Raw genomic sequence first — 19064 nt, forward strand, 5'->3', positions numbered from 1 at the left:
GTCGCGTCAATTCGCCTTGATAGCATAACAAATGACAAGCTTGAAAGTGAGCTTGGTTAACATGCTGATTTTTAATAGCTCAGTTAATCCCTTATCCCGAGTTCAGGTTAAATAATGTTAAACCATCATTTAGCATGAATGTATTTGAGTAACCGTAGGCGCATTTGCCTAATGCAACTGCACCTACGGTTATTTTGTTTGCCTAGAAGGGTTAAATTGCTACGCGGTAAACCACTAATAAGTTAATTTGCTATTAGTCTTAGAATTAAATTAGCGGCCAACTAACTTAGCGGCATCTTTAAATAAATTAAAAAAGTTATCAGTGGTGTATTGAGCTAACTCTTCAAATTTTTCACCGCGCAGTTCTGCTACAAACTCGGCAACATCACGTACATAAGCAGGCTGATTTTCTTGGCCACGATGCGGTACTGGTGCTAAATAAGGTGCATCGGTTTCGACCAGTAATCTGTCTTTAGGTACTTGGCGAATAACACTGCGTAATTCACCTGCATTTTTAAACGTTACAATTCCTGAAACAGAAATATAAAAGCCTAAATCAATGGCGGCTTTGGCCATTTCCCAGTTTTCAGTAAAACAATGTAACACTCCGCCCACTTTGTCGGCGTGTCCAGCTTTTAGCATATTAATGGTATCTTCACGGGCATCACGAGTATGTACAATTAATGGTTTATTCACCTCAACAGCTAACGCAATTTGTTGTTCGAAACACTGCTGTTGCAAGGTTTTAGTATCATTTGAATAGAAGTAATCTAAGCCTGTCTCGCCAATGGCAACCACTCTAGGATCTTCTGCGAAACGTTTAATATCTTCGATGTTCAAACCTTCTTGTACATCTAGAGGATGTACGCCAGAAGATAAAAAAACATTATTAAAGGCAGACATTTTATCTCGCATGGCTTCAAAGCCTTGCTGACGAACGTTGACGCATAATAGATAGTCAACGCCTCGAGCTTTGGCATTGTCCATAATGGATTGTAAGCTGGCTGAGTCTGGGGCCGCTTTTAAGCGGTCAAGGTGGCAATGTGAATCAATTAGCATGAGAATTCTTTCGCAACTACATTAACAAATAAAACAGATGCGCAAGAATACCTAGCTACATAGTGCAGGTCAAATCGCTAGAGGCAAGTTCGCTTGATAATAACTTTTCAATATGATGTTTATGACTTTCAACATCAGTTTTAATTTTAACCCCAATACCTGCTGGGCGCCCACCGGATGCGCCTAATGGGTTAATCCATACCACAGAGCCTTTAAATTCATTAGTTTGAGTGGCATTAGGCAATCGATAAGCAATGGTAAGCTCTTGGCCTAAGAAATGACTTTCTGTAGTCGCCACGAATAAACCTGCAGGCTTAATAAAAGGCATATAAGCACGGTAAAGTTTGTGTAATGTATCGTAATTAACAACAAGATCGACCATAAATGATTATTTTCTTTCCATAAACGGGTTAAAAATCAATATCAAACGTTTTTAATGAGTCAACTGTCTAAATGTGAGCACATATTGTTGACACAAGGCAGGCGCGTTCACACTCGGCATTGTTTCAAGCCTATGGCACATGGTCATCACCCGCCCAGCGAGTTCAATGACTTTCGATTGAACAAGTGGATTTAATGACTGACGACTCGTATTTTTAGTTTTTACCTTATTACTTTTTAACACATATTGGCGCAAGTACAAATACAAAACATTAAGTGCATCAACAATTTGTTGCTCAGACACCTTTAATAAACTATTGCTTAAATGACCCGTTTGTAAACTTTGAGCCCAATCTTGGCGAAATGTCAGCAGTTGCTGATAATGCTGGCTGGTTAAACTGTTTGCTAACGCAAGAGGGCCACCAACAACACTAAGACACCATGTAACATCATGGATTTTGCCATCGGCGTTGGCTGGCGGTAACAACTGCTGCGTCGCTAACCATTGATGGATTTCATGCTTAGTTAGCTCAACAAAATTAAGCGTTTGACAGCGGCTGGTGATAGTCGCTAATAACTGGGCAGATGTATTGGTTTGTAAAATGAGCACAACATCATCACCAGGTTCTTCAAGGGTTTTCAATAATGCATTAGCCGCCGCCAAATTTAAGCGCTCTGCATTAACGATTATTGCTACGCGTGCACCACCTTGCTGAGCCGTTTGAGTTAATGCTTGGCAGAGCTGACGAATTTGATCGACTTTAATTTGATTGCCATCTGGCTCAATAATGTATAAATCAGGGTGATTACCTGCAGCCAATAACAAACAGCTTTTACACTGGCCACAGGCACCAACTGGAGTGAGTTGCTGGCAAAGCACAGTTTGCGCTGCCGCCTTAGCGAGCTTATCGCCCCCTAATGCTTTATCGATGTTGAACAAATGCGCATGACTGCTCTTTCCACGATAATGCTGGTCAACAAAACGTTGATGTGGATCGGCTAACCAAGGTAGCTGGTCAATCTGATAATCACTCATGTCGGCACATTATCCCTTTTAATATCAATCACAGCTCACTCATCAGAGTGGATAAGTGGCGTTGTAATTGTATACCAATATCATTATGCACTTGTTCCATGGATTGACTGGCATCAATCACCACAATGCTGTCATCTTCATGCGCTAATTGTAAGTAGGTTCGTCTGGCTCGCTCAAAAAATTCAATCGCTTGTTGCTCTATTCTATCAAGCTCGCCACGACTGGCAGCACGGCTTAAGCCTAACGTAGGATCAATATCCAAATATAAAGTGAGATCGGGTTTAAAACCTCGTAAGCAAGCATCACTGACCGCTTTCACTAATGGCATTAACCCTCGGCCACCACCTTGGTAAGCTAATGATGACAGATTGTGTCTATCGCCAAGTACCCATTGACCCGCAGACAACGCTGGTTTAATAACATTGGCGATTAATTGTGTTCGCGCTGCATAAATGAGTAAGCATTCTGCTTCATCGCATAATGGATCTGTCTCATCGGCAATTTTAACTAAATCGCGCATTTTTTCTGCTAAAGGAGTCCCGCCCGGCTCACGAGTACATACAGGAGCCTGACCGATATGCTGCTTAATAATATCGTTAACGAGGGCTATCGCGCTTGATTTACCCGCGCCTTCTAATCCTTCGATTACAATAAACTTGCCTTGTTGTTGACTCATTTTCTTTTTCTCTGAAATTCGTTTACGGCATTATTATGGGCTTTCAACGTAGATGAAAACACATGACTGCCATCATTGCGTGAAACAAAGTACAAGTAATTTACTTTAGCTGGATTAGCGGCGGCAAATAATGATGCGCGACTGGGTGCAGCGATAGGCGTTGGCGGTAAACCATCAATTTTGTAGGTATTGAATGCCGTTGCTTCGCGTAAATCTTTACGAGTAATATTACCTTTATAACGTTCACCCATGCCATAAATTACCGTGGGGTCGGTCTGAAGACGCATGCCTTTTTTAAGTCTATTATTAAACACTGCAGACACCCAATCACGCTCTTCAGGTTTGCCCGTTTCTTTTTCAATAATAGATGCAATAATCAATAATTCGTAAGGTGATGATAAGGCTAAATCAGGATCGCGCCCTTCCCATGCTTGCGCTAAGCTTAGCTGCATCATGGTGTAGCTGCGGTTTAAAATCGTCTGTAAGTTATCATCTGCATGATAATGGAATGTTTCTGGATAGAACTTACCTTCAGGCAAACCAGAAGTATCACCATTTTGTAATAACACTTTATTAAAGTCGTCGGTATTCTTTGCCAAATGCTCAGTAGTGGACAATGTTTGCTGCCACTCGGTAATAGTTTTACCTTCGATTAAGGTGATGCTAAAAACCACTTGTTGGCCTAAATATAATCGCTTTAATAACGCTTCTAATGTATCGCCAGGGATCATTTGATACAGACCGGTTTTTATATGAGCAAGCTTAGGTTCAAGTTTGACCAGATATTTAACTTTCCAGCTATCAGTAATCAATGATTGTTGTTCTAGTTGTTGCGCAAGCTTAATCACACTGGTGCCAGGTTCAACCGTTAACGTTTGAATTTCAGTTAACTGTAGTGGCTGTTTTTGGTAAGCGATTAAGCCAGAGACAAGCCAATATCCTCCAAAACAAACGACTGTAAATAGAGGAATAAGACTGGCTAAAAAAAAGGTTTTTATGGTTTTAATCATGATGATAAATTCACACTCAAAATGTGCCTGAATCGCGATGTTTGCGTCCAACGGCTAAATTGAAAATCGTCAATGGCAGTTACATCAACAATGCCAAATAAACTGTTTGTTATAAATATATTGTCCGCTGCCTGAATATCACCAAGTGTTAATTGTGTAGCCATAACAGATATGCCCTTACAGAGCAGAGTATCAATTAATGTTTCACGCATCACACCACTTACACCTGCATGGGTTATTGCTGGGGTAAACACATGACCATTTTTGACTACAAAAATGTTGGCCATGGATGACTCTATCACATTACCGTCACAGTCAAACACTAACCAATCTTGATGAGTACTAGGCAGCGGTTGTGACTTTATGAGCACCTGTTCCAATCTATTAAGGTGTTTTATTCCAGCCAGAAGTGGTTGCCTGCCAAGACATATGGGTGATGATGCTAGCGAGATACCGCTTTGCTGCCAATCAAGATAATGCTCAGGAATGGGATGCACTGACACGACTTCTGTAACGTTTGAGCTCAAAGGAGCCTGATAACCGCGGCCACCGACTCCACGCGTCAGCAATAGCTTTATACAATGTTGTGGGTATTGTTGGGCGAGTAGGATCAATTGTTGTATTAATAAGTCGCTTGGATGCCACTTAATACTTAGGCGCTCGCAACTTTGCAGCAAACGAGAAATATGCCCGTCAAGGAATAGGATCCCTGCAGGCATATCAGATGATGCTGTGCGCATGGTAGCAAACACACCATCACCATAAGCAACACCACGATCAAATGGACTTATTAGTCCGTTTTCAACGTAATTAACCCAAACCGTAGCCATTATTTATCCTGGCTGATCCGGCTTGCTACAGCCTCTTGTTGATCTTTGTACTTCGAGCTTTTACGCGTGTTATATGGACGAGCAACCGCAGAGCTTAAGCGCTCAAAATTTAGCGCACCAATCGTCATACCAGGGCTAAGAGCCAACGGCAATTTACCACTGTTAAAGAACTCAAGTACGATTTTGCCTTGCCAACCTGGATCAATACGATGTGCGGTCACATGTACCATCAATCCTAAACGAGCAAGTGATGAGCGACCATCTAACCAACCCACTATATCAGCAGGTAAGGTTACACTTTCATAGGTAACGGCTAATGCTAATTCTCCAGGATGAAGGAAAAAAGCTTGATCATCAGCGATTTCAATTTTGTCGCTCATGATCCGATCAAGTGCTATTTGCATTTCTGCACTAGGACCACTTAAATCGATGTAAGGTGCAGTATGGTCTTTAAATACACGAAATTGGCTGCCTAAACGTACATCCACGCTCACTCCCGAAATGGCTTCAATACCAGGACGAGGATCGATAATAATGGTGCCATTATCTAAACATTGCTCAATTTCTATATCGGTTAAACGCATGCTGCACTCTCTTTTAGATAAGGCTACTTCGCCAATAAATGCTGAATTCTAGCTTTTAAAATATCAGTTGCGATACGGTTTTTACCGCCCCGGGGAACGATAATATCGGCATATTGTTTTGACGGTTCAATAAACTGTAAAAACATCGGGCGTACGGTTCGCTTATATTGTGAAATAACCGATTCCATTGTTCTACCACGTTCAGCAACATCACGAGTTAACCGACGTAAAAAGCAAATATCTAATGGCGTATCCATAAACACACTGGCATCCATTAAATCACGTAATTTAGGATTGGTTAATAATAGAATGCCTTCTAAGATAATCACTTTTTTAGGTTGCATGGTCAACGTGTCGCTAATACGAGTATGCTCAGTATAGCTGTAACATGGAATGCTAACTGGCTCACCTTGTTTAAGCTGAGTTAAATGAGACGCTAATAACTGATGGTCTAACGCTTTTGGATGGTCGTAATTAGTTTTGACACGATCTTCCATCGTCAAATGGCTTTGATCATGATAATAAGCATCCTCATTGATCACACCAATTTGATTTGTACCTAAATCACGACACAATTCTTCAAAAATTGTTTTAGCAATTAAACTTTTACCTGAAGCCGACGCACCGGCAATCCCAATAATGACACACTGCTGAGAATTCATCTCTTAACCTTACTCGTCTTCTGATATGCTAATTTTTACGGTTGATTGTACTTGTTGAAGTGCTAATTCTGCCCCAAGTTTGCGGGCAATTTCGCGATAGATCCCTGACACTTCACTTTCTGGTTCGCTCATCACGCTCGGCGTACCATTGTCCATTGATTCACGAATATTGATGTGTAATGGTAATGATCCTAATAATGGCACGTTATAACGTTCCGCTATTTGACTACCACCATGAGTACCAAATGGGTGTTCTTTATGACCACATTCAGGGCAAAGATGAAAACTCATGTTCTCGATAATCCCAAGCACTGGAATGTTAACTTTGTTGAACATGGTGATGCCTTTCTTGGCATCAGCTAAAGCAATATCTTGCGGCGTTGTCACTATCACGGCACCGCTAACGGGTACTTTTTGCGATAATGTCAGTTGAATGTCACCGGTTCCAGGTGGCATATCGATAATTAAATAGTCTAATTCAGGCCACTGAGTTTCGTTAAGTAACTGTGCTAAAGCCCCCGCAGCCATAGGGCCTCGCCACACCGCGGCTTCATCACCGCTTAGCATAAAGCCAATAGATTGCGCAGAAATACCATGCACTAAAGCCGGCGTCATGTGCTTGCCATCTGGCGATTGTGGACGAAAATTAGGAATTCCTAACATCAATGGAATAGACGGGCCATAAATGTCGGCATCTAAAATACCCACTTCGGCGCCTTCAGCTTTCAACGCTAATGCGAGATTTACTGCGGTGGTTGATTTACCCACACCGCCTTTACCAGAAGCCACAGCAATAACTTGTTTTACGTTAGGAATAGGTGCAATTGCTGGCAGCGCGGAATAAACCCGTGGTTGGAAATCGATTTCACATTCCACTTCATCAATGGCGTCAAGTACAGCCAATTTATTGGTGATAGCCATCACGGTGTCGCGGTATTGTGTCATACATGGATAGGGATAAACTAAGCCTAATTGTAGGCGTTTTCCTTCTATCGACAATGCTGTAACACATCCTGCACTGACTAAGCCTTTATGCAAATAAGGATCTTCAAATGCTTCTAAAATATCTAACACTGGTGACAATAATTCATCACTTAATTGATAATTTGTATGCGTATTGACCAAAACGGCAACTCCGAACCAGAAATTTGCACAAGTGTATCAGAACTTGGTAAAAAAATAGCGACTAATAAGCCTTTTTAAGTCATGTTTTGGTGAAAAAAGTCTGCTAATCAGTTAGTATCAGGCAATATTTTTGGTGTAATTTGATATCGAGACAAAATGACAAAATCACAGCGTAAAATACTGGTCACAAGTGCCCTTCCTTATGCCAATGGCCCAATCCATCTAGGCCACATGCTTGAATATATCCAAACGGATATTTGGTCACGTTTTCAAAAGTTACGTGGACATGAATGCCACTACATTTGTGCCGACGATGCTCACGGCACGCCGATTATGCTTAAAGCACAGCAAATGGGCATTACGCCAGAAGAAATGATTGCCCAAGTGCAAAAAGAGCACCAGCAAGATTTCGCTGACTTCAATATCCAGTTTGATAACTTTCACAGCACTCACAGTGAAGAAAACCGCATTTTAGCCAGTGATATTTATCTAAAACTCCGTGATGGTGGTTACATCAAAACCAAAACCATTTCACAATTATATGATCCTGAAAAGTTAATGTTCTTACCGGACCGTTTTGTTAAAGGCACCTGCCCAAAATGTAAGTCTGAAGATCAATACGGCGATAACTGTGACAACTGTGGTGCAACTTATAGTACGACCGATTTGATAAATCCTAAATCGGCAGTCTCTGGTGCGACACCAATAATGAAAGATACCGAACACTTCTTTTTTGACTTGCCAGCATTTGAAGGCATGTTAAAAGAGTGGATCCAATCAGGCTCTTTACAACAAGAAATGGCCAACAAGCTTAACGAATGGTTCGAGCAAGGGCTAAAACAATGGGACATCTCACGTGATGCACCCTACTTTGGTTTTGAAATCCCTGATGCTCCCGGTAAATTTTTCTATGTTTGGTTAGATGCGCCTATTGGTTATATGGGTTCATTTAAAAACCTATGTGACAAGCGTGATGATTTGAACTTTGACGATTTTTGGAGCCTAGACTCAACCGCAGAGGTTTATCACTTCATCGGTAAAGACATTGTTTATTTCCACAGTTTATTCTGGCCAGCAATGCTTGAAGGCGCAGGTATTCGTAAACCGACCAGTGTTTATGCTCACGGCTATGTCACCGTAAACGGTTCAAAAATGTCTAAGTCTAAAGGCACATTTATTAAAGCGCGTACCTATTTAGATAATTTAGATCCGGAATACCTACGTTATTATTACGCAGCTAAATTAAACAGTCGTATTGATGATTTAGATTTAAATTTAGAAGATTTTGCCCAACGAGTTAACTCAGACTTGGTCGGTAAACTGGTAAACCTTGCATCGCGAACTGCTGGCTTTATCAGCAAACGCTTTGACGGCAAATTAGCCAAGGTAACAGACAGCAGCTTAACCGACATATTCTTAGCTAAAAGCGAAGTGATTGCCGAATTATATGAAACTCGCGAATTTGGCAAAGCGATGCGTGAAATTATGGCATTAGCTGATATTGCTAACGCCTATGTTGCCGACGCAGCACCTTGGCAATTAGTGAAGCAAGACGATAAACAAGATGAAGCACATCAGGTTTGCAGTAATGCATTAAACTTGTTCAGAATCTTGGTCACTTACCTTAAGCCTGTATTGCCTAAATTGGCCGAAAATGTTGAAGGTTTTTTACAGTTAACCTTAACGTGGGACAATTTAGGTCAAGATCTTGCTGGTCATGAAATCGCGACATTCAAAGCATTAATGCAGCGTATCGAACCTAAGAGCATTGAAGCTATCATCGATGCCTCTAAAGAGAACTTGCAAGCGACTAATACGGATGCACCTAAAACCGAAGCGCCGACACAAGCTGTTAATCAATTAGAACTCGATCCAATTAGCCCTGAAATAAGCTTTGAAGATTTTGCTAAAATTGATTTACGTATTGCTCGAATCAGCAAAGCGGAACATATTGAAAAAGCCAATAAATTACTGCGTCTTGAATTAGACTTAGGCGGCGAAACCAAACAAGTATTTGCGGGTATTAAATCAGCTTATGCGCCTGAAGATTTGGTTGGTAAACTCACCGTAATGGTGGCTAACCTTGCCCCACGCACGATGAAGTTTGGTGATTCAGAAGGTATGGTATTAGCTGCCGGTCCTGGCGGTAAAGATTTGTTTATACTAGAACCCCATGAAGGTGCACAGCCTGGCATGCGAGTTAAGTAATCTAGCTTTAAAACCATAAAATAAGACCGCTTCGGCGGTCTTTTTATCTCTATTGAGTTTTCAATCTAGCGGATTGCAAACAAACAAAGCGACTGATATTTAAAACGTGGTTAGCCAGCATGTGGTAAGTCGAGCATTAGCTCTGGATATCACTATTACTATCATTTGTTTGCTTGGCATTAGCATCGTTTTGATTATCGATATCTTGTTGGTGAGCGGCATTATCTTCATCCATTGCTTGCTTTAATCGCTCTTCATACAACATAAACAGTTTAATAAAATCGTTACTAAAGCGTTCACCCGCTGATTCTTTCAACCAAAAATCATATAAACGTTTTGAAGCTTCTTTTTCAACCCGTTTATAGGTTGCCTTTCGTCTCAACACATATTCTTCTGAATGACCTAATAACTGTAACGATGACAAACTCAATTCCAGTGCTGAATGATGCGTTTCCGACTCAACCACGTCTGCACCTGCTTCTTTTAATAAATGTCCATGACCACGGTCAAATGCTCTGGCAACAATCTTAAGTTTGGGGTAGGTATTATGTAAGTATTTAACTAACTCCACACTACTTTCTCTATTATCGATGGCCACCACAAAAAGCGAGGCTTGTTCAATGCCAGCGGTTTTTAATAAATCTGGACGAGTGGCATCACCATAATAGGCCTTAGTATTAATACGCCTGATAGTGTCGACCTGTGACACCTGATAATCAAGCACTACCGTTTTAATATTATTCGAAATTAAAAAGCGATTAACCACTTGGCCAAAACGACCAATACCCGCAATAATCACCGTGCCTTCATCATCAATACTATCTTGTTCACGCTGGTTGGTTTTTACCTGAAAGCGTGGATAAATGACTTTATCAAATAAAATAAATAATCCTGGGGTTAAAAACATCGATAATGCGACCACGATTGATAACGTTTGCGCTAAATCAGTTGGAATAACATGCTGTTGAACACTAAAACTCAGCAGTACAAAACCAAACTCTCCCGCTTGAGCCAAACATAATGCAAACAGCCAACGATCGCTGCCCTTAATTCTAAAAATCAACGCTAATAAATACAGCACAAACGCTTTAATCAACATAACGCTTAAGGTGATAGCTATTATTTCAGCAAAATCAGCAAACAGTACCGTAAAGTCAATTCCGGCGCCGACAGTGATAAAAAACAATCCCAATAATAGACCTTTAAATGGACCAATATTGGCTTCAAGCTCATGCTTAAATTCACTGTTTGCCAGTACAACACCTGCTAAAAAGGTACCTAATGCGGGGGATATACCCACTAAACTCATTAATGCTGCAATACCGATAACCAGCATAAGTGCTGCGGCGGTAGATATTTCACGCGCACCAGATTCGGCAACCATTTTAAATAAAGGTCTACTGAGATAATGCCCCCCTAGTACAACAGCACCAATCGCTAATACCAGTACAATGGCATATGCCCAACCGGGTAATGAGGCCACGAGGCTTAACTGCTCGTACTGCTCACTCATACTACTCACCGCAGCTTGGGCTTTATCAACTAATTCAGGTAAAGCTAATAACGGAATAAAGGCCAACATGGGAATAACAGCAATGTCTTGAAACAACAATACCGAAAATGCATTTTGTCCGGCATGGGTTTTATTAAGGCGTTTTTCAGATAAGGTTTGTAACACGATTGCGGTAGACGAAAGGGAAAAAATTAATCCAATTGTTAATGCAATACTCAGTTGATACCCAGCATAAATGGCACAGGCCATCACAGCTACAACCGACCCCACTACTTGTAAGCCACCAAGCCCCAGTAAACGATTACGCATCGCCCACAACATTTTAGGTTCCAGCTCTAAGCCGACCAAAAATAGCATCATCACCACACCAAATTCGGCGAAGTGTTGAATGGTGTTGGTTTCACTGCCCACTAAACCCACAATGGGGCCAATGACGACACCCGCAATCAAATACCCCAGCACGGAACCCAAGCCCAATTTATTCGCTAACGGAACAGCAATGACTGCAGCGGTGAGATAAATAAAAGCCTGTAAAAAGTACTCTGTCATTGAGGGTCCTTATCGGGTGAAAAAATTAATATCGACTTTTACACTGCCATTACAAGTGCAAGTGCACGCCAATATTTAACGAGGCCTTTAATCCATTAAACTGGATTAACGATATCAATGAAATGATGGGTTAAATCAAACTTACTGGCTAAATGCTGCCCTAATGCCTGAATACCAAATTGTTCAGTAGCATGATGCCCTGCGGCAAAATAGTGCAGCCCTTGTTCCGTTGCTGCATGATAAGTACGTTCAGACACCTCACCACTTATAAACGCATCTACACCCATTTGGGCTGCATAATCAATATAATCTTGAGCACCACCAGTACACCAAGCAAGGGTTGAGATAGGCTTACTGTTATCGCCAATATGTAATGGTTCACGTTTAAGCACCTTAGTCAGTAATTGACTCAATTCGCTGGCGCTTAAAGGATGTTCTAAATGACCATGCCACAGTAAATCTTGTGCGACTGGTTCATATACTCGAGGGCTAATAACACCTAATTGGTAAGCTAGTTGAGCATTGTTTCCAATTCCGTGATGGGCATCAAGTGGTAAGTGGTAGCCGAATAAACTCATATCATGGTCCATTAACGCTTTAATTCGGCGATACTTCATCCCGGTGATAATTTCTGGCTCGTTTTTCCAAAAAAATCCATGATGAACAAGAATTGCATCGGCATTAACAGCCGCCGCTTGCTCAATTAATGCTTGGCATGCAGTTACACCCGTCACAATCGTGCGGATATCAGACTTACCTTCAACTTGTAATCCATTAGGAGCGTAGTCTTTAAAGGCTGACACATTTAAAAAACTGTCTAAATATGAGCTTAACGCTTGGCGAGTAATGGTAGAAGAGCCTTGATGATGTGTTGACATAGTATTTTCCTAACAAAAATGGATAAAAGCCTCTGAAACTAACTCCGGAAATAACGGACCGTTTATTACTTACAATCCGATGTTGAACTGCAAGCGAATTAACCACTGAGTTGAACGCTTTTTTAGGGGGTGATACTCATCAACCTCAGATCTGGATTATAAACGGTATCGAGCTAATTTTAGCTTATTTATTCAATACCTTCACTAGAGATGAACTTAATAATTTAGGGTAACTCATGCTCAAAAATTTCAACAATAGCAGTCATAAATGCTGATAAATCGGTCTTTATGAGTGAGAAATCGACAATTTGCGCCACTAATTGGACTTTTGTAGCCTTAACACATTAAAATTAGTAACAACCTTAATTTAACATGATAACAAATAGGTTATTAACTATGACAACATTGACTAAAGAAGAGGTCATCAGCCAACTACAAATGGCTCTTGAAAAGCAGTCTGGACAAGCAGTTTCTATTGAGCAAGCTGGTAGCTGGTACAAAATTGACGGCGGTAAATCAGTGCGCTTTAGCGAACTTGAATCCATGCATGCTGAACTAACTGCATCGTCAGTAAAAAAAGCACCTACTGCGAGCAAAGCAGTTATTAAGCCTGCAGCAAAGGCAACCGCAAAAACTGCACCGAATAAACAACCGAGTAAAAAAGCACAGTCAAACTCAGGCGGATTAACGCCTAAGCAGTTATGGCGTAAAAAACTCGAAAGCACAGCGGGTAATCAAACTTTGCCTCGTGGTTTCTAATTTCTAATTAACGAGAACAGATCAAACTGTATCGTTAGCGAATATTGACCACAGTGTGTAAACAAAAGGAGCCTAGGCTCCTTTTGTTTTAGCTGTATAATCACACCGTAAATAATCACATCGCGAGGTCGACCCTGACATAACCGGTTAAGTAAACCACCCTAACCTCATCTCCGGCAGTAAAACTCATGCCTGGATCCGCATCTTGGATCACCATAACTTGGCTACCATCTTCTTGCTTTATCATTAGTTCAACTAACTTAGTTTCAAGATAATATTGTTGGTTACCGTGCTGGCTGCCAATTCCACCGCCAATCAACGCCCCCAAGACAGTGGCAACATCTTGACCTGAACCTCCACCAAATTGATGACCGATAACACCACCAATTAAAGCACCGCCAAAGGTTTTCCAACCACTTCGACTGTCTTCTACTAACTGTTTCTCTGTTACATGTTTCACAGATTCAATGTGTCCATATAACACTTTTTCAACTGGAACGGCTTGATTACGCTCGTAAGCAGCTTGGCTTTGACCACAAAACAAACAAATAGTCAGCAATACTGCAAAAATACTCTTCACACTTACAGTTATGATTTTAAACATGGCCATTTTCCGCTAAGTTAACGATAAGGTATTACAAATAATATACTCAATTGTGAACTCACTGTCTTATTTAAATCAATCCATCGGCTTCCCGCCGCCAGAGCAAGCTCTTACCGATCCGAATGGTTTATTAGCCATCGGAGGAGACCTACATCCAGATCGCCTAGCACAAGCCTATTACCAAGGTATTTTTCCTTGGTTTAACGCTAATGACCCCATTTTATGGTGGTCACCCGATCCTCGAGCGGTGTTCACACCGAGCCATCCTTTTGGCAGTAAAAGCTTAATAAAATTTCTTAAAAAGTCTGCATGGCGTTTTACCATTAATCAGGCATTTTTAGATGTTGTTGCCGGTTGTGCTGGGCCCCGTAACACCCAAGATGGCACTTGGATTTCGGCCGAAATACAAATGGCCTACTATGAACTGCATCTTCAAGGGCATGCTCATTCTATTGAAGTATGGGATGGCGAACAGCTAGTGGGTGGATTGTATGGTATTCCGGTGGGCGGTATTTTTTGCGGTGAATCGATGTTTCACCGTCAAACAAATGCATCAAAAGCAGCCTTTGCTATACTGAATCAACACTTGGTCAAACACGATTTTCAATTGATTGATGCGCAAGTAATGAATCCTCATTTAGTGAGCCTTGGGGCTAAAGCCTTACCTAGAAGCGAGTTTTTAACGATACTTCATCAGTACAGAGATCGTGCAACTTCAGCGTCAATGTGGAACAAACAAGAGGTGTTTATTGAATTCTAAATCTGTCAGCGTAGGAATAAGCCAGCCTTTTGATTGCAATTATATTGAAGGTAATAAAGAGCAATTGCTGGTGATCCAAGAACCGCAAATAGACGCGGCGCTGTTTGAACAACTTCTAACGATGGGGTTTCGTCGTAACGGCAATGCTATTTACAAACCTCGTTGTCCGAGCTGCCAAGCTTGTCAGTCTATTAGATTGAATGTTAATGATTTTATATTATCAAAACGACAAAAACGAACCTTAAAAAACAATCAAGATTTGCATTGGAAAGTCACTCATACCTCACGGCCTGAGCACTATGATTTGTATCAACGTTATATCAATGAACGTCACAATGATGGGCCAATGTTTCCTGCATCGCCAACCCAATATGATGATTTTTTATTATCGGATTGGTTACCGCCCATGTTTATTGAGGTGTTTGATCAAGACCGATTAATTGGGGTTGCCGTAACCGATGAAATGATGAGCAGCTTCTCGGCAATTTACAGTTATTTTGATCCTGATTATGCCGACCGTTCATTAGGTTCGCTGATGATTTTAATCCAATGCCAATTAGCAAAATCATTGGGTAAACGTTTTTTATATTTGGGCTATCAAATTGATCAAAATCGGAAAATGAACTACAAACGCCAATATCGCCCATATCAAATTTTAACAGCACTCGGTTGGCAAGTTGGTGAAAATCTTACAGCTCTTTCTCGTTAACGCCCTTTACAGTTCAGTGTTTTTGGGGCATGATACGCCCGATTTTTTCATATTTGAAGGCTAATGGGATAACTAATTAATGGCGAAAGAAGACAACATTGAAATGCAGGGCACTATCCTTGAGACCTTGCCAAATACAATGTTCCGCGTAGAGCTTGAAAATGGACATGTGGTGATAGCCCACATCTCTGGCAAAATGCGCAAAAACTACATCCGTATTTTAACGGGTGACAAAGTCACTGTACAGTTGACTCCTTATGACCTATCAAAAGGTCGTATCGTCTTCCGCGCACGTTAATCGCTAGCCTCAACAATGTAAAAACCGACTGCCTGTCGGTTTTTTTGTTGTTATACCAAACTGCATAAATAAAGTGTATTCAACGTAAAGCAACACGCATCAAACAAGACGAATGTTCAACGTAATGGGTATCCCTTTATCAGAGCATTCAACCAAGCATCGCGATGGTTGTAATCCGTTTTGCAGAAGCACCTCATACGATCCACTACTATGTTTATTGATTTAAAAAGGGAATACCCATTTTGCTATCAATACCCATTGAATTGAACAGTAAGAAATGCTTTGAGTTGAAGGCTTATTTATAATTAATGGTATTGGGCGCAATTAACAAACATAAAAAAAGATGACCTATGGGTCATCTTTTTTAATGGTATATTTTCAAGCATATGAATTGATTATTACGAGACTTTTTCTAACGACTCGCAATCAATATTGATCTCACCTTCTTTAACGTCAATATGCGCAATACCACCTCGTTCAAGCACACCAAACAGAATCTCATCTGCTAACGGACGTTTAATCAATTCCGTTACAACACGTGACATTGGGCGCGCGCCCATCGATTTGTCATAGCCTTTCTCAGCTAACAAGGTCCGCGCTTCATCACTGACATCCAGCGTGACATGTTTATCATCAAGTTGTGCCTGTAATTCAACTAAGAACTTATCAACCACTTTGGCGATAACGGTCATATCCAAATGATTAAACCATACGATCGAATCCAATCGATTGCGGAACTCAGGTGAAAAGACTTTATTAATTTCAGCTAAGGCATCTTGAGTGTGATCTTGCTGTCTAAAACCAATCGATTTACGAATTGTTTCTTGTACGCCAGCGTTGGTTGTCATCACCAAGGTTACATTTCTAAAATCAGCTTTTCGGCCGTTATTGTCGGTCAATGTACCGTGATCCATAACTTGCAATAGCAAGTTGAATACATCTGGGTGCGCCTTTTCGATTTCATCAAGTAGCACCACACAATGTGGGTTTTTAATCACTGCATCGGTAAGCAAACCACCTTGGTCATAACCCACATAACCTGGAGGAGCACCGATTAAACGCGATACGGTGTGACGCTCCATATACTCAGACATATCAAAGCGAATGAGTTTGAGGTTGAGACAATTAGCCAATTGATTGGTTACTTCGGTTTTACCTACCCCAGTTGGGCCAGCAAACATAAAGCTACCAACAGGTTTCTTTTCTGAACCTAAACCACTGCGCGACAAGCGTATAGCCGCGCTAAGGCTCTCAATCGCCTTGTCCTGCCCAAACACTACCATCTTTAGGTTGCGTTCAAGGTTGCGTAACATATCCTTGTCAGTCGACGATACCGACTTCTCAGGGATGCGAGCCAATTTAGCAATGATTGCTTCAATTTCAGCTTGGCCAATGGTTTTCTTGCGTTTACTTTGCGGCATCATCACCATTCGAGCGCCCGCTTCATCAATCACATCAATCGCTTTGTCAGGTAAATGGCGATCATTAATGTGTTTTGCCGAAAGGCTGGCTGCACTGCTGATGGCAGCTTGGGTATAACGCACCCCATGGTATTCTTCGTACTTAGATTTAAGTCCCATTAAAATTTTGGTGGTTTCGGCAACTGAAGGCTCATTAATATCAATTTTTTGGAAGCGACGCGCTAAAGCACGGTCTTTCTCAAAAATGCTTTGATATTCTTGGAACGTGGTTGACCCCATGCAACGTAACTTACCACTCGATAGCAATGGCTTAAGCAAGTTAGATGCATCCATCACACCGCCAGAAGCGGCACCAGCACCAATAATGGTATGAATTTCATCAATAAATAAAATGGCATGCTCATCAGCTGCGAGTTCTTTTAATAAGCTTTTAAAACGCTTTTCAAAATCACCACGGTATTTAGTGCCCGCTAATAATGAGCCTAAGTCTAACGAATACACCGTCGCGTTGGCCATAACATCAGGCACTTGCTTATTGACGATACGATAAGCCAAACCTTCTGCGATAGCCGTTTTTCCCACGCCAGCTTCACCCACAAGTAATGGGTTATTCTTACGTCGACGACACAAAGTTTGAATTGCACGCTCAATTTCAGCATCACGACCAATTAATGGGTCGATACTGCCGTCTTGGGCTAATTGGTTTAAATTGGCAGCAAACTGCGCCAACATGCTGCGGTCTTCGACATTTTCAGATTGATCGTCAATGCGCTCTTGATCTTGTGGTTCGCCAGAATCATCTTCTTTTGACATGCCATGAGAAATAAAATTAACCACATCTAAACGGGTAATATCACAACGACGCAGTAAATATACCGCTTGCGACTCTTGTTCACTAAAAATAGCAACGAGTACATTGGCACCAGAAACTTCGTTACGACCAGACGATTGCACATGGAACACGGCTCTTTGCAAAACACGTTGAAATCCCAAGGTGGGTTGGGTTTCACGTTCTTCGGTTGATTCTGCAATAATGGGCGTGGTTTGTTGAATGAAATTAGCCACTTCTTCTCGTAAACGATTAACATCCGCCCCACAAGTAATTAATGCTTCATAGGCCGAAGGATTATCAATCAGCGCTAATAATAAATGTTCTACCGTCATGTATTCATGACGTGAATCTCTAGCTTGCTGAAACGCTAGGTTCAAGGTGACTTCCAGGTCTTTGTTCAGCATAAGCACCCCCTAAATTTAACCACAGACTGTGAGATATCGATTTTATACTTTCTCTAAAGTACACAGTAACGGATGTTGGTTTTCTCTTGCAAACTGATTTACTTGAAAAACTTTTGTTTCTGCAATCCCAAATGGAAATACACCACACAATCCTTTGCCTTGGTTATGGATCGCTAACATAATATCTACAGCTTGCTGTTCATTTTTCTCAAAGAAACGTTGTAATACTTCTACCACAAAGTCCATCGGGGTGTAATCATCATTGTTTAGCACCACTTTATACATATGGGGTGGTTGTAGTTCAGATTCAACCTTTTCTTCAATATGTTCTACATTGCCTAATTTAGCCATTGTTTAATACTAGCCTCTCGTTTGGTTCCCGACCACTTGATATCATTAAATTAATTAAATGTTGGTTTTTTGTTAATTACTACTTGACATATTTTCGTACAAATTTCATTCTGTTTGTTAGGCGGCGAATACTAGACCGCTGGATAATAAGTTTTACTATCTTACTGGTAAGTAGACAACAGAAGGAAGTGGAAGTATGGCAAACGGAACTGTTAAATGGTTCAACAACGCCAAAGGATTCGGGTTTATTTGCCCTGATCAGGGTGGCGAAGATGTATTTGCGCACTATTCAACTATCGAAATGGAAGGTTATCGTACCTTAAAAGCAGGTCAACCTGTGTGCTTCGAAGTTGAAGAAGGCCCTAAAGGAATGCATGCTTCAGCCATCTCGCCAACAATTTAATTGGTGAGACTA

The 19064-nt window shown here is 41.1% G+C and carries 20 protein-coding genes; 6 read left to right on the forward strand and 14 right to left on the reverse strand.

Translation table 11 applies throughout. The features are described from left to right. Positions 1-270: 270 nt before the first annotated feature. The 9 genes from EGC86_RS11455 to apbC are packed head-to-tail and all read right to left on the reverse strand — an operon-like array spanning position 271 to position 7363. Complete coding sequence (locus EGC86_RS11455) at positions 271-1059, reverse strand: TatD family hydrolase (protein WP_011637693.1); 789 nt, start codon at positions 1057-1059, stop codon at positions 271-273. A gap of 55 nt (positions 1060-1114) precedes the next feature. After that, the gene (locus EGC86_RS11460; RefSeq protein ID WP_011637694.1) at positions 1115-1441 is read right to left on the reverse strand and encodes a PilZ domain-containing protein; all 327 of its coding nucleotides are present in this window, start codon (positions 1439-1441) and stop codon (positions 1115-1117) included. Positions 1442-1492: 51 nt separating this feature from the next. Beyond that, positions 1493-2476: a DNA polymerase III subunit delta' gene (holB, locus tag EGC86_RS11465; protein WP_123777650.1), complete on the reverse strand. Its 984-nt coding sequence runs from the start codon at positions 2474-2476 to the stop codon at positions 1493-1495. Between the two features lie 28 nt (positions 2477-2504). Continuing rightward, positions 2505-3152 carry a dTMP kinase gene (tmk, locus tag EGC86_RS11470; protein WP_123777651.1) on the reverse strand — a complete coding sequence of 216 codons (648 nt, stop codon included), beginning with the start codon at positions 3150-3152 and terminating at the stop codon, positions 2505-2507. Next, a complete protein-coding gene (mltG, locus tag EGC86_RS11475; protein WP_425376039.1) occupies positions 3149-4159 on the reverse strand; it encodes an endolytic transglycosylase MltG in 1011 nt (336 codons plus the stop codon). The genes tmk and mltG overlap by 4 nt, the downstream gene beginning before the upstream one ends. Next, complete coding sequence (pabC, locus tag EGC86_RS11480; protein WP_123777653.1) at positions 4159-4992, reverse strand: aminodeoxychorismate lyase; 834 nt, start codon at positions 4990-4992, stop codon at positions 4159-4161. The genes mltG and pabC overlap by 1 nt, the downstream gene beginning before the upstream one ends. Further along, on the reverse strand, positions 4992-5576 hold the full coding sequence (gene dcd, locus EGC86_RS11485) for a dCTP deaminase (RefSeq protein ID WP_123777654.1): 585 nt from the start codon (positions 5574-5576) through the stop codon (positions 4992-4994). Before dcd ends, pabC begins: the two co-directional genes overlap by 1 nt. Positions 5577-5599: 23 nt before the next feature. Next, the gene (gene udk, locus EGC86_RS11490) at positions 5600-6238 is read right to left on the reverse strand and encodes a uridine kinase (RefSeq protein WP_011637700.1); all 639 of its coding nucleotides are present in this window, start codon (positions 6236-6238) and stop codon (positions 5600-5602) included. A gap of 9 nt (positions 6239-6247) precedes the next feature. Further along, positions 6248-7363 (reverse strand): iron-sulfur cluster carrier protein ApbC, encoded by a 1116-nt coding sequence (gene apbC / locus EGC86_RS11495; RefSeq protein WP_011637701.1) that lies wholly within the window; start codon positions 7361-7363, stop codon positions 6248-6250. Between the two features lie 156 nt (positions 7364-7519). Here apbC and metG point away from each other — a divergent pair, with 156 nt between their 5' ends. Continuing rightward, entirely contained in the window at positions 7520-9571 is a 2052-nt protein-coding gene (gene metG, locus EGC86_RS11500) for a methionine--tRNA ligase (RefSeq protein WP_123777655.1), read from the forward strand. A 136-nt stretch (positions 9572-9707) separates the two neighbouring features. Here the strand turns inward: metG and EGC86_RS11505 are convergent, their stop codons facing one another. Beyond that, positions 9708-11633, reverse strand: a complete 1926-nt coding sequence (locus EGC86_RS11505; protein WP_123777656.1) for a monovalent cation:proton antiporter-2 (CPA2) family protein — start codon at positions 11631-11633, stop codon at positions 9708-9710. 95 nt (positions 11634-11728) lie between these two features. Beyond that, positions 11729-12481 (reverse strand): Nif3-like dinuclear metal center hexameric protein, encoded by a 753-nt coding sequence (locus tag EGC86_RS11510; RefSeq protein ID WP_165872419.1) that lies wholly within the window; start codon positions 12479-12481, stop codon positions 11729-11731. Positions 12482-12907: 426 nt separating this feature from the next. Here EGC86_RS11510 and EGC86_RS11515 point away from each other — a divergent pair, with 426 nt between their 5' ends. Next, positions 12908-13270 (forward strand): hypothetical protein, encoded by a 363-nt coding sequence (locus EGC86_RS11515; RefSeq protein ID WP_123777658.1) that lies wholly within the window; start codon positions 12908-12910, stop codon positions 13268-13270. Positions 13271-13385: 115 nt separating this feature from the next. Here EGC86_RS11515 and EGC86_RS11520 read toward each other — a convergent pair whose 3' ends face one another. Next, positions 13386-13874: an outer membrane lipoprotein gene (locus EGC86_RS11520; protein ID WP_081430136.1), complete on the reverse strand. Its 489-nt coding sequence runs from the start codon at positions 13872-13874 to the stop codon at positions 13386-13388. A gap of 52 nt (positions 13875-13926) precedes the next feature. Between EGC86_RS11520 and aat the strand changes: the two genes are divergently transcribed. The 3 genes from aat (at position 13927) to infA (ending at position 15641) form a co-directional block, all read left to right on the forward strand. Continuing rightward, positions 13927-14634: a leucyl/phenylalanyl-tRNA--protein transferase gene (gene aat, locus EGC86_RS11525; RefSeq protein WP_123777659.1), complete on the forward strand. Its 708-nt coding sequence runs from the start codon at positions 13927-13929 to the stop codon at positions 14632-14634. Then, positions 14624-15343: an arginyltransferase gene (locus tag EGC86_RS11530; RefSeq protein WP_011637708.1), complete on the forward strand. Its 720-nt coding sequence runs from the start codon at positions 14624-14626 to the stop codon at positions 15341-15343. The genes aat and EGC86_RS11530 overlap by 11 nt, the downstream gene beginning before the upstream one ends. Positions 15344-15422: 79 nt before the next feature. Further along, entirely contained in the window at positions 15423-15641 is a 219-nt protein-coding gene (gene infA, locus EGC86_RS11535) for a translation initiation factor IF-1 (RefSeq protein WP_011496276.1), read from the forward strand. Positions 15642-16039: 398 nt separating this feature from the next. On the opposite strand, the gene clpA is transcribed toward infA, so the two are convergent. Both clpA and clpS read right to left on the reverse strand, forming a co-directional pair. Then, entirely contained in the window at positions 16040-18298 is a 2259-nt protein-coding gene (gene clpA, locus EGC86_RS11540; RefSeq protein ID WP_123777660.1) for an ATP-dependent Clp protease ATP-binding subunit ClpA, read from the reverse strand. Between the two features lie 42 nt (positions 18299-18340). Then, complete coding sequence (gene clpS / locus EGC86_RS11545; RefSeq protein WP_011637710.1) at positions 18341-18649, reverse strand: ATP-dependent Clp protease adapter ClpS; 309 nt, start codon at positions 18647-18649, stop codon at positions 18341-18343. 196 nt (positions 18650-18845) lie between these two features. Between clpS and cspD the strand changes: the two genes are divergently transcribed. Beyond that, the gene (gene cspD / locus EGC86_RS11550) at positions 18846-19052 is read left to right on the forward strand and encodes a cold shock domain-containing protein CspD (protein ID WP_011637711.1); all 207 of its coding nucleotides are present in this window, start codon (positions 18846-18848) and stop codon (positions 19050-19052) included. Positions 19053-19064 lie beyond the last annotated feature (12 nt).

This window comes from Shewanella frigidimarina (assembly GCF_003797125.1).
Taxonomy (GTDB): Bacteria; Pseudomonadota; Gammaproteobacteria; order Enterobacterales; family Shewanellaceae; genus Shewanella; species Shewanella frigidimarina.

Coding starts and splice junctions, on each gene's coding strand:
- EGC86_RS11455 (WP_011637693.1), bottom strand. CDS start 1,059: ATGCTAATTGATTCACATTGCCACCTTGACCGCTTAAAAGCGGCCCCA.
- EGC86_RS11460 (WP_011637694.1), bottom strand. CDS start 1,441: ATGGTCGATCTTGTTGTTAATTACGATACATTACACAAACTTTACCGT.
- holB (WP_123777650.1), bottom strand. CDS start 2,476: ATGAGTGATTATCAGATTGACCAGCTACCTTGGTTAGCCGATCCACAT.
- tmk (WP_123777651.1), bottom strand. CDS start 3,152: ATGAGTCAACAACAAGGCAAGTTTATTGTAATCGAAGGATTAGAAGGC.
- pabC (WP_123777653.1), bottom strand. CDS start 4,992: ATGGCTACGGTTTGGGTTAATTACGTTGAAAACGGACTAATAAGTCCA.
- dcd (WP_123777654.1), bottom strand. CDS start 5,576: ATGCGTTTAACCGATATAGAAATTGAGCAATGTTTAGATAATGGCACC.
- udk (WP_011637700.1), bottom strand. CDS start 6,238: ATGAATTCTCAGCAGTGTGTCATTATTGGGATTGCCGGTGCGTCGGCT.
- metG (WP_123777655.1), top strand. CDS start 7,520: ATGACAAAATCACAGCGTAAAATACTGGTCACAAGTGCCCTTCCTTAT.
- EGC86_RS11505 (WP_123777656.1), bottom strand. CDS start 11,633: ATGACAGAGTACTTTTTACAGGCTTTTATTTATCTCACCGCTGCAGTC.
- EGC86_RS11515 (WP_123777658.1), top strand. CDS start 12,908: ATGACAACATTGACTAAAGAAGAGGTCATCAGCCAACTACAAATGGCT.
- EGC86_RS11520 (WP_081430136.1), bottom strand. CDS start 13,874: ATGTTTAAAATCATAACTGTAAGTGTGAAGAGTATTTTTGCAGTATTG.
- infA (WP_011496276.1), top strand. CDS start 15,423: ATGGCGAAAGAAGACAACATTGAAATGCAGGGCACTATCCTTGAGACC.
- clpA (WP_123777660.1), bottom strand. CDS start 18,298: ATGCTGAACAAAGACCTGGAAGTCACCTTGAACCTAGCGTTTCAGCAA.
- clpS (WP_011637710.1), bottom strand. CDS start 18,649: ATGGCTAAATTAGGCAATGTAGAACATATTGAAGAAAAGGTTGAATCT.
- cspD (WP_011637711.1), top strand. CDS start 18,846: ATGGCAAACGGAACTGTTAAATGGTTCAACAACGCCAAAGGATTCGGG.